A 15,122-nucleotide genomic window follows, 5' to 3' on the forward strand; every position below is an offset into this window, starting at 1 on the left:
CCCGGCACGACGCTCGGCCGGCTTCCGCATTGGACAAATATACGAAAAGGCGAGCGCAACGCCAAAAAACAGCTTGCTGATTTTTTGCATAGCCGAGGCGCATCCTATACTCTCCAAATATAGCGAAAAATTTGCCAGCGCCAACCCTTGGGAGTAAAATTGGCAACCTGTGGGACAAAAACGCAACCATTTGTCCGATCTTCGGATCCGGACACGAAAAACGGAGCGCCTCCAGGGAAACGCTCCGTAAAAAGTCCGTAAGAAAGGGTTAGCCCCCAAAAAAGGGTTAGTCCCCCCCCTCCACCGGTGGTTTAGCAGTTCATGGCACCGCAGCAGTGGATCACCTGGCCGCTGACATACGACGAGAGATCCGACGCGAGGAACAGGGCCACCTTGGCGACCTCCTCGGGCGTACCGCCGCGACGCAGCGGAATCTGCTTGTACCACTCCTCCTTGACCGAGTCGGGGAGCTTGTCGGTCATGTCGGTCATGATGAAACCCGGGGCGATGCAGTTGGCACGGATGCCGCGCGAACCCATCTCCTTGGCGATCGACTTGGCCAGACCGATCATACCGGCCTTCGAGGCGGAGTAGTTGCACTGCCCGGCATTGCCGCTCACGCCGACGACGGACGACATGTTGATGATCGAGCCGCTCTTCTGACGGGCCATGATCGGCGTCACGGCGTGGATGAAGTTGAATGCCGACTTGAGGTTGACCGTCAGCACGGCATCCCACTGCGCCTCGGACATGCGCATCATCAGCCCGTCCTTCGTGATTCCGGCGTTGTTGACCAGGATGTCGATGCGGCCGAAGTCCTCCAGGATCTGCTTGATGACCTGATGGGTCTCTTCGAAGTTGGCGGCGTTCGAGGCATAGCCTTTGGCCTTGACGCCGAGGGCGGCGACTTCGGCTTCGGTAGCCTTTCCGTTTTCGTCGATCACCAGATCGGTGAAGGCGACGTCGGCACCTTCCGAAGCGAATTTCAGAGCGATGGCCTTGCCGATACCGCGTGCGGCACCGGTGATGACGGCCACTTTTCCTTCGAGCAATTTCATAATCGTATTATTTTAAAGGTAATATCAACCAATTTTGCAGCGCAAAGATAGGAAAAATATCCGAAACCCGTTCTTAATGACACGTTCGGGAGATGAATTTCGTCAAAATTGCTTATCTTTACCGTCCGAAAAGCATGCCTGCCCGATGAAGCGCTTCATACTGCCGTTGATGATCCTCACAGCCGCCGTTGCGTCGGCCGCCGAACCGTGGATCTGCACTACGGCCGGCCGGCGCCTGATCTACGAAGAGTCGATCGGCGGTGTACGGACGGGCTCGCTCGACAAACTGGTCGCGTCGGACGACAACGGCGAAATTACCCTGACCTACACCAAAGCGAATAATCCGATCGTCGAACGCTGGCAGATCTATCCCGATTCGACGGTTCTGCAGATCGAAGTCCCGGCAGAGATGCAGGCCCTGCTCGATACGCTGCAGGTGCGGGATGTGGATTTTCGAACCCGGAATCTGGCCTTGCCCGCCGAGATGAAACCGGGCGATCTCTTCCCGGGCTTCGGATTCTCGGTCTCGGGAACGCGCGGGGACGAACGCACGATCGTCTCCGTGCGTTCGGACAGCGTGCGCGTTGCCGCGTGCGGACCGATCCGCACGCCGGCCGGAAAGTTCGACGCCGTGCGCCTCGAGTTCCGCACCCTCACGACTCTGGGTGACCAGGAGGTTGCGGGCCGCATGATCCAGTGGATGGCCCCGGGCATCGGCCTCGTGCGGCAGGAGATCCCCGTTTGCGAAGGGGCGGCCAGCGTCGTGGAACTGAAAAAAATCACTCAATAACCCTTGATAAAAGAACATGAAAAGAGATTCCCGGATTTTCGATCTGATTTCCGAAGAGCGGAGCCGTCAGATGCACGGCATCGAGCTGATCGCCTCGGAGAACTTCGTCAGCGATGAGGTGATGGAGGCCATGGGCTCGGTGCTCACGAACAAGTATGCCGAAGGTTACCCCGGAGCACGTTACTACGGAGGTTGCGAGGTGGTTGACAAGGTGGAGTCGCTGGCCATCGAGCGTCTTTGCGAACTCTACGGTGCGGAGTGGGCCAACGTTCAGCCGCACTCGGGCGCCCAGGCCAACATGGCGGTCTTCTTCGCCTGCATGCAGCCGGGCGACACCTTCATGGGGCTGGACCTCGCACACGGTGGCCACCTTTCGCACGGTTCGCCGGTCAACATGTCGGGCAAGTACTTCAAGGCCGTCGGCTACCGGCTGGACGAGGCTACGGGCCGCATCGACTACGATGCCATGGAGCAGCTGGCCATGGAGTGCCGTCCGAAACTGATCGTGGGCGGCGCTTCGGCCTATTCGCGCGAGTGGGACTACAAGCGCATGCGTGAGATCGCCGACAAGGTGGGCGCGCTGCTGATGGTCGACATGGCCCACACGGCGGGTCTGATCGCCGCCGGGCTGTTGGACAATCCGGTGAAATACGCCCATATCGTCACCTCGACGACCCACAAGACGCTGCGCGGTCCGCGCGGAGGTATCATCCTCATGGGCAAGGACTTCGAGAATCCGTGGGGGCTCACCACGCCGAAGGGCGCCGTGAAGATGATGTCGCAGATTCTCAATGCATCGGTCTTCCCCGGCATCCAGGGCGGGCCGCTGGAGCACGTCATTGCAGCCAAGGCCGTGGCCTTCGGTGAAGCGTTGCAGCCCGAGTACAAGGAGTACCAGCTCCAGGTCAAGAAGAATGCCGCCGCCATGGCCGAAGCCTTCATGAAGCGTGGATACAAGATCGTCTCGGGCGGTACGGACAACCACCTGATGCTGGTCGACCTGCGCACGAAGTTCCCCGATCTGACGGGCAAGCTGGCCGAGAAGTGCCTCGTTGCGGCCGACATCACGACCAACAAGAACATGGTTCCGTTCGATTCGCGCTCGCCGTTCCAGACCTCGGGACTGCGCTTCGGTACGCCGGCCATCACCACGCGCGGCCTGAAGGAGGATCAGATGGACTACATTGTCGGGCTGATCGACCGGGTGCTGAACGATCCGGAGAACGAGGCCAACATCGCCGCCGTCCGCAAGGAGGTCAACGCGCTGATGGCCAACTATCCGCTCTTTGCCTGGTAGCATGCCGACGGAGGAGATACTGGATTTCCTGCGGCGGCTGTATGAGAACAACGACCGCGAGTGGTTCGATGCCCACCGGGCGGAGTGGACGCACGTCAAGGGGTTGTGGGCCGACTTCACGGCGGAGCTCATCGAGGGCATCGCGTCGTTCGACGACTCGGTGCGCGGTCTGCGGCCGCAGGACTGCACCTACCGCATCGCCCGCGATACGCGTTTCTCGCCCGACAAGCGTCCCTACAAGACCTGGATCGGCGCCTTTGTCGCTCCGAAGGGCAAGAAGTCTGGCTATGCGGGTTACTACTTCCAGCTCGAACCGGTGACGGACGAGGGGAAGGGTTGCAACCACCTGCTGGGGTCGGGTGCGGTCTGCCTTGAACCGGCTGTGCTGCGGTCGATCCGCGAAGAGGTGGTGGACCACGGGGCCGAGATGCAGCGGTCGATCCACGCGGCCCGTGGGTTCCGGCTCGATCCGACGAACCGCCTCAAGCGGGTCCCGACGGGCTTTCCGTCCGATTCGGAACATGCGGATCTGCTCAAACAGAAGGACTTTTGCCTGGTGAAGCAGGTTGACGAAGCGTTTGTGCATGCGGAGGATCTGGCGGCGCGTGTCGTCGCGGAGTTCCGCCGCACGCAGCCCTTTATCGCGCAGTTGAACCGGGCCATCCAGTACACCTACGAAGAGATGTGACCGGCGGATTCCCCGGAGGGGGGGGGCAGCCGGACGGAGCCGGCGCTCTCTGACAAGAACCCGGAATTCGGCAATCCGGCAATGAAAAAAGGTGGAAGTTTTCGCTTCCACCTTTTTTGTAATCCGTCTATGAGTTGACTGGTTGTTCCAAGCCTTGCAGTTTTCGGATCCGCCGTTTTGCTGAACTGTTGCGGAGAACGTTCCCCGATGATCCGGCCTTTCGTGTTACCGTTTCCTCTTGGGAGTTTCGATGTTTGGTCTGTTCCCGCGCCAACGCCTACTCGACAGTCACCGACTTGGCCAGGTTGCGGGGTTGGTCGACATTGCGCCCCTTGTAGACGGCGATGTAGTAGGCCAGCAGCTGCAGCGGTACCGAGACGACCACCGGCATGAGACACTCGGTGATGACCGGCACCTCGATGACGTAGTCGGCCGAACGACTCACCTGCCGGTCTCCGCGGGCACAGACGGCGATGATCTTGCCGCCGCGGGCTTTGATCTCCTCGATGTTCGAAGCGGTCTTCTCGTAGGTGTGGTCGGGCGTTGCGATGGCCACGGTCGGCATCTCGGCGTCGATCAGCGCGATGGGACCGTGCTTCATCTCGGCGGCGGGGTAGCCCTCGGCGTGGATGTAGGAGATCTCCTTGAGTTTCAGCGCCCCTTCGAGGGCCGTGGGGTAGTTGTATCCGCGCCCCAGGTAGATGAAGTTGCGGGCATAGGTGAAGATTTTCGAGAGGTCGGCGATCTGCGGCGCCACCTTGAGCACCTCCTCGAGTGTCTCGGGCAGGTGAAGCAGTGCCGAAGACACCTCGTGGTAATACGCCTCCGAGACGCTTCCCTTCTCGCGGCCGATGGCCAGCGCAAGCATGGCCATGACGGTCACCTGCCCGGTGAAGGCCTTCGTCGAGGCGACGCCTATCTCGGGCCCGACGTGGATGTAGGCCCCCGAGTCGGTGGCGCGGGCGATCGACGAACCGACGACGTTGCAGATGCCAAAGACGAAGGCGCCGGCCTTGCGGGCCAGCTCGACGGCGGCCAGTGTGTCGGCCGTTTCGCCCGATTGCGATACGGCGATGACGATATCGTCCTGCCGGATGATCGGGTTGCGGTAGCGGAACTCCGAGGCGTACTCCACCTCGACCGGAATGCGGCAGATCGACTCGATCAGGTGCTCGCCGATGAGCGAGGCGTGCCACGAGGTGCCGCAGGCTACGAAGATGATCCGCTGCGCCTGGAGAAAGCGGTCGCGGTGGTCGATCACCCCGGAGAGCTTCACCTCGCAGGTTTCGGGGCTGATCCGCCCGCGGATGCAGTCGACGAGCGTGTGCGGCTGTTCGTAGATCTCCTTGAGCATGAAGTGGGGATAGCCGCCCTTCTCGAGCTGTGAGATCGAGAGCTGCAGTTTGCGGATGTCGATCCGGGCGTCGTGGTTGTCCAGCGTGACAACCTTCAACGGGGCGTTGCGGTTGATGACGGCGATCTCGCCGTCGTTCACGTAGACGAAATCCTCGGTATACTCGATGATCGAGGCGGCATCCGACGAGAGGAAATACTCGCCACTCCCGATTCCGATGACCATCGGGCTACTCTGCCGTGCGGCGATGATCTCGTCGGGATTCCCCTTTTCGATCACGGCGATGGCGTAGGCGCCGACAACCTGCCGCAGGGCCTGTTGCACGGCCTCCAGCAACGTGCAATGGTTCGTCGTGCGGACATACTCGATCAGGTTGACCAGCACCTCGGAGTCGGTGCTGCTGCGGAACGTATAGCCGTTCTCGACGAGCGCCTCCTTCAACACGCGGTAGTTCTCGATGATGCCGTTGTGGATCAGCGCGATCTCACCCGATTCGGAGCAGTGGGGATGGGCGTTGACGTCGTTCGGCACACCGTGGGTGGCCCAGCGGGTGTGGGCAATACCGATCGAACCCGAGAGATCCTTGCCCTGCAGGAAATGCTCCAGATCGGAGACCTTTCCCCGGCATTTGTAGACGTTCAGTTGGCCCTGCTCATCGACCAGCGCCACGCCCGCGCTGTCGTAACCCCGGTATTCGAGGCGATGCAAACCTTTGAGGAGAATCGGGCAGGCTTCGCGCCGTCCGACATAACCGACAATTCCGCACATGTTTCCCGGTTTTTAAAGCCACAAGATAAGAAAATTTTTTAATAACAGATATGCAACAGGGGGCGGGAAATGTTTTTTTTTTCCCCCCCCCCCTGTTTGTGACCGAATCGGCGATCCTCACGTCGACGACTGCAGGCCTATCGGACGAATTTCCGCATGGTCTCGACCATGTGTGAATTGCCGGCCGCGATCGATACGCCACGGTTGTCGCGCAGCGATTCGACCACGCCTCCGGCCTGCCGGGCCAACCCGACGGCAAACTCCAGATACTCCCCGTATATTGCTCTAACGGCTTTCGGCGAAATACTTGTAGAAGAGCGGAATGGTCTCCACGCCGCGCTCAAACTGCTCGAGGCCGTAGCTCTCGTTGGGCGAGTGGATGGCATCCTCGGCCAGTCCGAAGCCGATGAGCAGCGACTTGATGCCGAGAATCGACTCGAACCCGCTGATGACCGGGATCGACCCTCCGGAATAGAAGGGCAGCGGCTTCTTGCCGAAGGTCTCCGTGACGGCACGTTCGGCAGCCTTGTAGGCAGGCATGTCGGTCGGGGCGACGTAGGGCATGCCGCCGTGGAGCGCCCGGACGACGACCTTCACGCTCTTGGGGGCAATCCGCCGGAAGTGGCGTTCGAAAAGCTTCGAGATCTTGCGGTAGTCCTGATTCGGGACCAGCCGCATCGAGATCTTGGCCGAAGCCTTCGACGGGATGACGGTCTTGGTTCCCTCGCCCGTGTAGCCGCCCCAGATGCCGTTGACATCGAGCGACGGACGCACACCCGTGCGTTCGAGCGTCGTGTACCCGGCCTCGCCCTCGACATCGCCGATCTCGAGCGACTTCTTGTAGGCCGCCAGGCTGAACGGCGCGCGGTTGAAGGCGCGGCGCTCCGCGGGGGTCAGCTCGCGCACGTCGTCGTAGAAGCCCGGGATCGTCACCCGTCCCTGTTCGTCGATCAGACTGGCTACCAGCCGCGTCAGCACGTTGGCCGGATTGGCCACCGCACCGCCGAACAGTCCCGAGTGCAGATCCTTGTTCGGACCCGTGACCTCGACCTCCATGTAGGCCAGGCCGCGCAGTCCGCAGGTGATCGACGGGGTCTGCATCGAGAGCATCGAGGTGTCCGAGACGAGGATGATGTCGGCCTTGAGCAGCCGCTTGTTCTGCCGGCAGAAGTCGTAGAGGCTGGCCGAACCGATCTCCTCCTCGCCCTCGAGCATGAACTTCACGTTGCAGGGCAGCGTGCCGGTGGCGCACATCGCCTCGAAGGCCTTGGCGTGCATCCACAACTGGCCCTTGTCGTCGTCGGCGCCGCGACCCCAGATGCGGCCGTCGCGGATGACCGGCTCGAAGGGGTCGGTGTGCCACTCCTCGCGCGGATCGACCGGCATGACGTCGTAGTGGCCGTAGACCAGCACGGTCCTGGCCTTCGGGTCGATGATCTTCTCGGCATAGACGACCGGATTGCCCGCCGTGGGCATCACCTCGGCACGGTCGGCTCCGGCCTTGACCAGCGCCGCGGCCAGGAACTCGGCGCAGCGCTGCATGTCGGGCCTGTGCTCCGACTGGGCGCTGATCGACGGGATGCGCAGCAGGTCGAACAACTCATTGATGAAGCGCTCTCTGTTGGCTTCGATATACTCCTTTACTTGATCCATCTTCCAGACTTGTTTGCGGCAGACCCGGCCATCCTTCCCGGACGTGACGGACCTGCCATCTCCTTACTGTAAATTGCAGATCTGCTTGATTTCGGCGATGAAACGCTGAGCCAGCTCGTCGGCCTCCTTCATCGACCGCGCCTCGGTATAGACACGGATGATGGGCTCGGTGTTCGACTTGCGCAGGTGGACCCAGTTGTCCGGGAAATCGATCTTCACGCCGTCGATATCGTTCACTTTCTCATTGGCATAACGGGCCTTTATCTCACGTAGCACTTTATCCACGTCGATGGCCGGCGTCAGCTCGATCTTGTTCTTCGAGGCGTAGTAGGAGGGGTAGGTGGCGCGCAGCTGGGTCATGGTCATTCCGCGCTTGGCGAGCCACGTGAGGAAGAGGGCCGTACCGACCAGAGCGTCACGCCCGTAGTGGAGCTCGGGATAGATCACTCCGCCGTTGCCCTCGCCGCCGATGACGGCTCCGACCTCCTTCATCTTCGTCGTGACGTTGACCTCGCCGACGGCCGAAGCGTAGTACTTGCCGCCGTGACGCTCCGTCACGTCGCGCAGCGCCCGCGACGAGGAGAGATTCGAAACCGTTACGCCGCCCGGATGCTCCGTGAGAATGTAGTCGGCCACGGCCACCAGCGTATACTCCTCGACAAACATCGAACCGTCCTCCGAAACGAAGGCCAGCCGGTCGACGTCGGGGTCGACCACCACGCCCAAATCGGCCTTCTCACGGACGATGACCTTCGAAATTTCGGTCAGGTTCTCGGGCAGCGGTTCAGGGTTGTGGGCAAATTCGCCCGTGGGTTCGCAGTTGAGCTCGACCACCTCGCAGCCCAATTCGCGCAGCAGCTTCGGCATGACGATGCCGCCCACGGAGTTCACAGCGTCGATGACCACCTTGAAGCGGCGTTTGCGCACGGCCTCGACATCGACCAGCGGCAGGGCCAGCACCTGGCGGATGTGCTCGTCGTTGAAGTCCTCGCGTGCGAGGAGGTGTCCGATCCGGTCGATCGGCGGGAACTCGAACGACTCGTCCTCGGCCAGTTCGAGCACCTCCTGCCCCTCGGCCGCCGAGAGGAATTCGCCGTGGGCGTTGAGCAGCTTGAGGGCGTTCCACTGGCGGGGGTTGTGCGAGGCGGTGAGGATGATGCCTCCGTCGGCCTTGCGCGTGATGACGGCCATTTCGGTGCCGGGCGTGGTGCAGAGCCCCACGTTGATGACGTCGGCGCCGCAGGCCAGCAGCGTTCCTTCGACCAGATCCATCACCAGTTCGCCCGACAGACGGGCGTCGCGGCCGATGACGATGGTGAGCCGTTTGCCGGGATTGCGGCGGGAGATCAGACGGGTGTAGGCCGTCGTGAACTTCACGATATCGAGCGGTGTGAGATTCTCGCCCGTAGGGCCTCCGATGGTTCCGCGGATGCCCGAAATGGATTTGATGAGCGTCATGTTTCTATGGTTTTTACAGGTATTTTACAAGAAGAAAATTCGCGGTGAAGTTTTGATATTCGAGGTAAATATATTACTTTTATGCCAATTATGAAAATTTAAAACCAACAAAATATGAGGACTATCCCCGCTTCCGAATTGATTATCAACGACGACGGTTCGATTTTTCATCTCCACCTGCGTCCCGAGCAGCTGGCCCCGACGGTCATTCTGGTCGGTGATCCGGGTCGGGTGGCCCTCGTGGCCGAGCATTTCGACACGAAGGAGTGCGAAGTCTCCAACCGCGAATTCCGTACCGTGACGGGTTCCTACCGGGGAAAACGCATGACCGTCCTTTCGACGGGCATCGGCATCGGCAACATCGACATCTGTGTCACGGAGCTCGATGCCCTGGCCAACATCGACTTCGCCACGCGGCAGGAGAAGCCCGAAAAACAGCAGCTGACCCTCGTGCGGCTCGGGACCTCGGGCGCCATCCAGCCCGATATCCGCGTCGGGGAGTTCGTCTTCTCACGCACGTCATGCGGCTTCGACGGCCTGCTGAGCTACTACAAGGGACGCGATGCGGTCTGCGATCTGGAGCTGGAGGAGGCTTTCGTCCGCCACACGGGCTGGTACGAAAAGATGCCGCGTCCCTACTTCGTCAACGCCGACAAGACCCTTTTCGAGCATTTCCGCGATACGACGCGTGAGGGGATCACCATCGCCGCCCCGGGCTTCTACGCCCCGCAGGGCCGCTGGGTGCGTCTCGAACCCCACGATATCCACCTGAACGAGAAGATCGAATCGTTCGACTTCCGGGGCCGCCGCATCACCAATTTCGAGATGGAGGGGTCGGCGCTGGCCGGACTCTCGGCCCTGATGGGTCACCGCGCCGCCACGATCTGCACGATCATCGCACAGCGCATCGCCCACGAAGCCGACACCGACTACAAACCCTTCGTCAAACGGATGATCGCCATGGCACTCGACAAACTGGCGGCGCTGGACTGACCCGGACGAACCGACACCCGACGCCCCCGATAAAAATATAACGACAACACGAATCTCTTTAATAACAGAAATACAACTATGAAATTTTCCGTATCAAGTTCGGCGCTGCTCTCTCTTCTGGCGACGACCGGCAAAGTGATCAGCAACAAGAATACGCTTCCCATTCTGGACTACTTCCTCATGGAGCTCAACGGTACGACACTGAAGGTGACCACGTCGGATCTCGAGACGACGCTCGTCGGCCAGATCGAGGTCGACAGCGTCGAAAGCGAAGGCACGATCGCCGCTCCGGCCAAACTGATGCTCGATTCGCTGAAGGAGTTCCCCGAACTGCCGCTGACGATCGAGGTCAACGACAAGAACTGGGAGATCAAGATCAACTGGAAGAGCGGATCGCTCTCGATTCCGGGCGCCAGCGCCGTGAGCTACCCGTCCGTTCCGCAGCTGAGCGCCGAGCGCAAGGAGCTCCGCATGGATGTCGACATGCTGGTCAACGGCATCAACAAGACGATCTTTGCCACGGCCGACGATGAGCTTCGCCCCGTAATGAACGGTATCTACATCAACCTGGCCCCCGGCACGCTGACCTTCGTCGGAACGGATGCCCACAAACTGGTCAAGTATGAATCGGAGACCGAGAACGAAGTGACGGCCTCGTTCATCCTGCCCAAAAAACCGGCCAACCTGCTCAAGTCGGTGTTGCTGAAGGAGGACGACGCCATTGATATGGCCTTCGATTCGAAGAACGCCATGTTCACGCTCAAGAGCCACACGCTGGTATGCCGCCTGATCGAGGGCAACTACCCGAACTACAACGCCGTGATCCCGGCCAACAACCCCAACAAGGTGCTGGTCGACCGCATCGAGCTGGTCAACGGTATCAAACGCGTTGCGGTCTGCTCGAACCCCACAACCAACCTCATCCGCATGGATATCGCCGACAACAGGATCAACCTCACGGCGCAGGATATCGACTTTTCGGTATCGGCCAACGAGACGATTTCGTGCAGCTACGACGGACAGCCCATTTCGATCGGCTTCAAGTCGACGTTCCTGGTCGAGATCCTCTCGAACATGGACACGCCGACGGTGGTGCTCGAACTGGCCGACTCGACGCGTGCCGGCGTCTTCAAACCGGTCTATGACGACAAGCAGACCAGCTCGACGCTGATGCTGCTCATGCCGATGATGATCAACGCATAAGGCCCTCCGAAATGAAGTTGAACCTCAAGCGTCCGATCATTTTCTTCGATCTGGAGACCACCGGGGTCGATACGGCCCGGGATCGGATCGTGGAGATCTCGATGATCAAGGTGATGCCCGACGGCGAGGAGATCACGAAGACCCGGCGGCTGAACCCCGGGATGCACATTCCCGAAGAGGCGACGGCCGTCCACGGCATCACGGACGACGACGTGAAGGATTGTCCGACCTTTGCCCAGGTGGCCAAGTCGCTCGAACAGTTCATCCGCGGCTGTGATTTCGGCGGTTTCAATTCGAACCGGTTCGATCTTCCGGTGCTGGTCGAGGAGTTCCTGCGGGCCGGGGTGGATGTGGATTTCAAACGCCGCAAGTTCATCGACGTGCAGAACATCTTCCACAAGAAGGAGCAGCGTACGCTGGTTGCGGCCTACAAGTTCTACTGCGACCGCGATCTGGACGATGCCCACTCGGCCGAGGCCGACACGAAGGCCACCTACGAGGTGCTCAAGGCGCAGCTGGACCGCTATCCGGATCTGGAAAACGACGTCGACAAACTGGCCGAATTCTCCAGCCGGGGCGAATCGGCCGACTATGCCGGGCGGATTCTCTACAACGAGAAAGGCGAGGAGATCTTCGGATTCGGCAAGTACAAGGGACGCTCCGTGGCGGAGGTTTTCCGCATGGAGCCGAGCTACTATGCCTGGATGATGAACGGCGATTTCCCGCTCTATACGAAAAAGGTGATCACCGAGATCCGCATGCGGGACAAACTGCAGAACAGATAGACGATGAAACGACTCTGTGCCACCCTGCTGATGATTGCGTGGGGGCTTTCGGCCCTGGCGGGCGGGAAGTCCACGACGATCGTCTACATCAACGGGGCTAAATACTACATCCATACGGTGCAGGCCGGGGAGACGCTCTACGGACTCTCGAAGACCTACGGCGTGGGCGAACAGGTGATCGTGGAGAACAACCCCTCGATAGTCCGCGGGCTGAAGACCAATCAGAACATCAAGATTCCCTACGTGGCCGAGGCGCCGGAGATCATGTCGGAGCGCAAACTGCGCAAGACGTTCAATTTCCACCAGGTCGCGCCGGGCGAGACGCTCTTCGCCCTGTCGCGTCAGTACGAGATTCCGGTCAAGACGCTGATGGCCGACAATCCGAACCTCGATCCGCTGCACATGCGTCCCGGCGAACGGGTGCTGATCCGCCGCAAACAGATCGGCTCGGAAACGGCGGCCGGAACCCAGCAGCAGTGGGAGGCCTACCAAAAGTCGTTGAACAGCGTGGCCGAAACGGGTACGTCGTATCATATCGTCCATGCCGGCGAGACCTTCTATTCGTTGTCGCGCCGGTTTGGGATCACGGAAGAGCAGTTGAGTGCGCTCAACGGCGGACTGAAGCCGGCCGATCTGAAGGCCGGAGCGATGATCGTTGTCCCGGGAGAGGATCAAAAAGAGCCCGCGGCAACCGAGGATACGCTGCGTCGTGATTCGCTGCCGCCCTTCGGCGACGTGGAACCGATCGAGTTCCGGGCGTTGCGGCGCAGCGAAGCGCTCAATGTGGCGGTGCTTCTGCCGCTGGCCGTCAACGGCGAGCCCAACGGTAACTACCTGGAATTTTACCAGGGTTTCCTGCTGGGTCTGGACAGCGTGAAGCAGAAGTCGGGCATCTCGGTCAATGTTGATCTCTACAACACGGCCCGTGACAGCGCCCGTATCGTTTCGATTCTCGAAGACAAGGCATTCCGGCGCACCCATCTGATTGTGGGGCCCGTCTACGAAGAGGGACTCTATCCGGTGGTCCGTTATGCCGAGAAGCACCAGATTCCGGTCGTTTCGCCGCTGGCCAACATCGAACGGATGAACAGCGACGTGCTTTTCCAGCTGGCACCCGATCCGGACCGCAAGTACGAGAAGGTGCGCGATCTGGTGGCCGCCGACAAACAGGTGACGTTGATCTATACGCAGACCGTCGACCGGGAGTTCGAGCGCGAGATCCTTGCGCTGCTGGGCAACCGGCCCTACGAGCGCTATAATTATCGGTATCAGCAGGGGGCCCAAGGCTCGAGCGATCTGACTCCGCTGCTGGAGAACGATGCGGACAACGTCTTCGTGATTCTTTCGGACAACGAGGTGGATGTGGACCGCATTCTTGCCGGGCTGGCCTCGGCCGACACGAGCATCACCTCGCGCGGACGCACGGCTCCGAAGTTCACCGTCCTGGGCAATGCCCGCTGGAACCGTTACAACAACCTCGACCGGGCAATCTTCTTCAAGGATCGCGTGGTCTTCATCTCAACCTACCATGCCAAACGCGACTCGGAGGTGGTCAAGGCTTTCGACGACGCCTATCTGCGATCGTTCGGCATGCTGCCGACGTTGTTCTCCTATCGCGGTTACGACACGGCGATGATCTTCGCGCCGGCCATGTACGGCGATATCGAGTATGACCTGGAGGATCACCGCTACACGCCGCTGCAGACCACGTATCTGTTCACCCGGCCGGCCGGCCGCGCCAACCACGTCAACTACAACTGGACGCGGGTGAACTACCACAATGATTTCACGATAACCATCGAATAGTCATGGCAACACTGACGAATACGATTCCCGAGAAAACCATCGAGCGGTTGAGCGAGTACCGGCGGACGCTGCTTTCGTGCCACCGACAGGGAATCACGCACGTCTTTTCGCATGTTCTGGCGGGCATCCACGGCATTACGGCCGTACAGGTGCGCCGCGATCTGATGCTGATCGGATTCTCGAGCGATACGAAAAAGGGGTATGACGTACAGGTGCTGATCGAATACATCAGCAACATCCTCGACAGCCCCACACCGATGAATATCGCCGTGCTGGGTATGGGCCACCTGGGTCAGGCCATCACGAAGTACTTCAACGGCAAGGGGTTGAAGCTGAAGATCACGACGGCGTTCGATGTCGATCCCGAGAAGGTGGGCAAGATCATCGACGGCATTCCGTGTTACCACATGGATACGTTCGAGAAGGAGGTCGAGGACAAGGACATCTCGATCGTGATCGTATCGTCACCCACGAAGGTGGCCCCGACGCTCGTTCTGCCGATCATCAACGCCGGTATCAAGGGCGTACTGAACTTCACCTCCACACCGTTGAACTTCCCGCAGGGAATTGTGGTCGAGAATTACGACATCACGACGCTGCTCGAAAAGGTCGCCTACTTCGTCAAGGAGAACGACGCCAACGCCAATTCGTAGAATGCGCGTATTTTACGGATTTGAACATCTTCCGCATTTCGACCATCCGGCGGTCACCGTCGGGTCGTATGACGGTGTGCATCTCGGCCACCGGGCGCTGATCGAGCGACTTGTCGGCGAGGCCCGTGCTGCCGGAGGTGAGAGCATCGTGATGACCTTCGAACCGCATCCGCGCATCGCGCTGGGGCGGGCCGAAGGGCTCCGGCTGCTGACGACCCTCGATGAAAAGATTGCCCTGCTGGAGGGGTTGGGGGTTGACAACCTGATCGTCATACCGTTCGACCGGACGTTCAGCGCCCTCACGGGCCGGGAGTTCGTCGACCGATACCTGATCGGCCGCCTCGGCGCCGAAACGCTTGTGGCGGGTTTCAACCACCGCTTCGGCCACGACGGACTGGCGTGTGACGATCCGCAGGTGTGCGAACGCCTGCGGGTGGTTCGCGTGGGGCCGTGTACGGTCGACGGCGTACGGGTCAGTTCGACCGCCATCCGGCAACGGTTCGAATCGGGAGATCTTGCCGGTGCCGAGCATCTGCTGGGACATCCGCTTTCGAAGAGCCTCCGGCAGGATCGGCCTGTTGCGGAGAACGATTCTCTTGAAAACAAGTGACAAACC

At 60.4% G+C, this 15,122-nt stretch carries 13 protein-coding genes; 9 read left to right on the plus strand and 4 right to left on the minus strand.

Features of this window, described 5'->3' with window-relative positions; genetic code table 11:
- Positions 1–311: 311 nt before the first annotated feature.
- Positions 312–1,058, minus strand: coding sequence for a 3-oxoacyl-[acyl-carrier-protein] reductase (fabG, locus tag B5G09_RS07385; RefSeq protein WP_087404670.1), 747 nt, complete (start codon positions 1,056–1,058; stop codon positions 312–314).
- A gap of 145 nt (positions 1,059–1,203) precedes the next feature.
- Here fabG and B5G09_RS07390 point away from each other — a divergent pair, with 145 nt between their 5' ends.
- Genes B5G09_RS07390 through B5G09_RS07400 form a run of 3 tightly spaced genes read left to right on the plus strand, consistent with a single transcriptional unit; the run spans position 1,204 to position 3,833 of the window.
- On the plus strand, positions 1,204–1,848 hold the full coding sequence (locus B5G09_RS07390; RefSeq protein WP_087404671.1) for a hypothetical protein: 645 nt from the start codon (positions 1,204–1,206) through the stop codon (positions 1,846–1,848).
- 16 nt (positions 1,849–1,864) lie between these two features.
- Complete coding sequence (gene glyA, locus B5G09_RS07395; RefSeq protein WP_087310341.1) at positions 1,865–3,145, plus strand: serine hydroxymethyltransferase; 1,281 nt, start codon at positions 1,865–1,867, stop codon at positions 3,143–3,145.
- Positions 3,135–3,833 (plus strand): DUF2461 domain-containing protein, encoded by a 699-nt coding sequence (locus B5G09_RS07400; RefSeq protein WP_343285479.1) that lies wholly within the window; start codon positions 3,135–3,137, stop codon positions 3,831–3,833. Before glyA ends, B5G09_RS07400 begins: the two co-directional genes overlap by 11 nt.
- Positions 3,834–4,110: 277 nt before the next feature.
- Here B5G09_RS07400 and glmS read toward each other — a convergent pair whose 3' ends face one another.
- The 3 genes from glmS to glmM all read right to left on the minus strand — a co-directional run bounded on the left by glmS (position 4,111) and on the right by glmM (position 9,066).
- Positions 4,111–5,955: a glutamine--fructose-6-phosphate transaminase (isomerizing) gene (gene glmS, locus B5G09_RS07405; RefSeq protein ID WP_087404673.1), complete on the minus strand. Its 1,845-nt coding sequence runs from the start codon at positions 5,953–5,955 to the stop codon at positions 4,111–4,113.
- Positions 5,956–6,240: 285 nt separating this feature from the next.
- On the minus strand, positions 6,241–7,608 hold the full coding sequence (locus B5G09_RS07410; protein WP_087404674.1) for a dipeptidase: 1,368 nt from the start codon (positions 7,606–7,608) through the stop codon (positions 6,241–6,243).
- 63 nt (positions 7,609–7,671) lie between these two features.
- The gene (glmM, locus tag B5G09_RS07415) at positions 7,672–9,066 is read right to left on the minus strand and encodes a phosphoglucosamine mutase (RefSeq protein ID WP_087404675.1); all 1,395 of its coding nucleotides are present in this window, start codon (positions 9,064–9,066) and stop codon (positions 7,672–7,674) included.
- A 114-nt stretch (positions 9,067–9,180) separates the two neighbouring features.
- On the opposite strand from glmM, the gene B5G09_RS07420 reads away from it, so the two are divergent.
- The 6 genes from B5G09_RS07420 (at position 9,181) to B5G09_RS07445 (ending at position 15,116) form a co-directional block, all read left to right on the plus strand.
- The gene (locus tag B5G09_RS07420) at positions 9,181–10,059 is read left to right on the plus strand and encodes a nucleoside phosphorylase (RefSeq protein WP_087404676.1); all 879 of its coding nucleotides are present in this window, start codon (positions 9,181–9,183) and stop codon (positions 10,057–10,059) included.
- Positions 10,060–10,137: 78 nt separating this feature from the next.
- Complete coding sequence (gene dnaN / locus B5G09_RS07425; RefSeq protein WP_087404677.1) at positions 10,138–11,262, plus strand: DNA polymerase III subunit beta; 1,125 nt, start codon at positions 10,138–10,140, stop codon at positions 11,260–11,262.
- A gap of 11 nt (positions 11,263–11,273) precedes the next feature.
- A complete protein-coding gene (locus B5G09_RS07430; RefSeq protein WP_087404678.1) occupies positions 11,274–12,047 on the plus strand; it encodes a 3'-5' exonuclease in 774 nt (257 codons plus the stop codon).
- Between the two features lie 3 nt (positions 12,048–12,050).
- A complete protein-coding gene (locus B5G09_RS07435) occupies positions 12,051–13,853 on the plus strand; it encodes a LysM peptidoglycan-binding domain-containing protein (protein ID WP_087404679.1) in 1,803 nt (600 codons plus the stop codon).
- 2 nt (positions 13,854–13,855) lie between these two features.
- Entirely contained in the window at positions 13,856–14,506 is a 651-nt protein-coding gene (locus tag B5G09_RS07440) for a redox-sensing transcriptional repressor Rex (RefSeq protein WP_087310319.1), read from the plus strand.
- Position 14,507: 1 nt separating this feature from the next.
- Complete coding sequence (locus B5G09_RS07445; protein ID WP_087404680.1) at positions 14,508–15,116, plus strand: FAD synthase; 609 nt, start codon at positions 14,508–14,510, stop codon at positions 15,114–15,116.
- Positions 15,117–15,122 lie beyond the last annotated feature (6 nt).

The organism is Alistipes sp. An54, assembly GCF_002159375.1.
Lineage (GTDB): Bacteria > Bacteroidota > Bacteroidia > Bacteroidales > Rikenellaceae > Alistipes > Alistipes megaguti.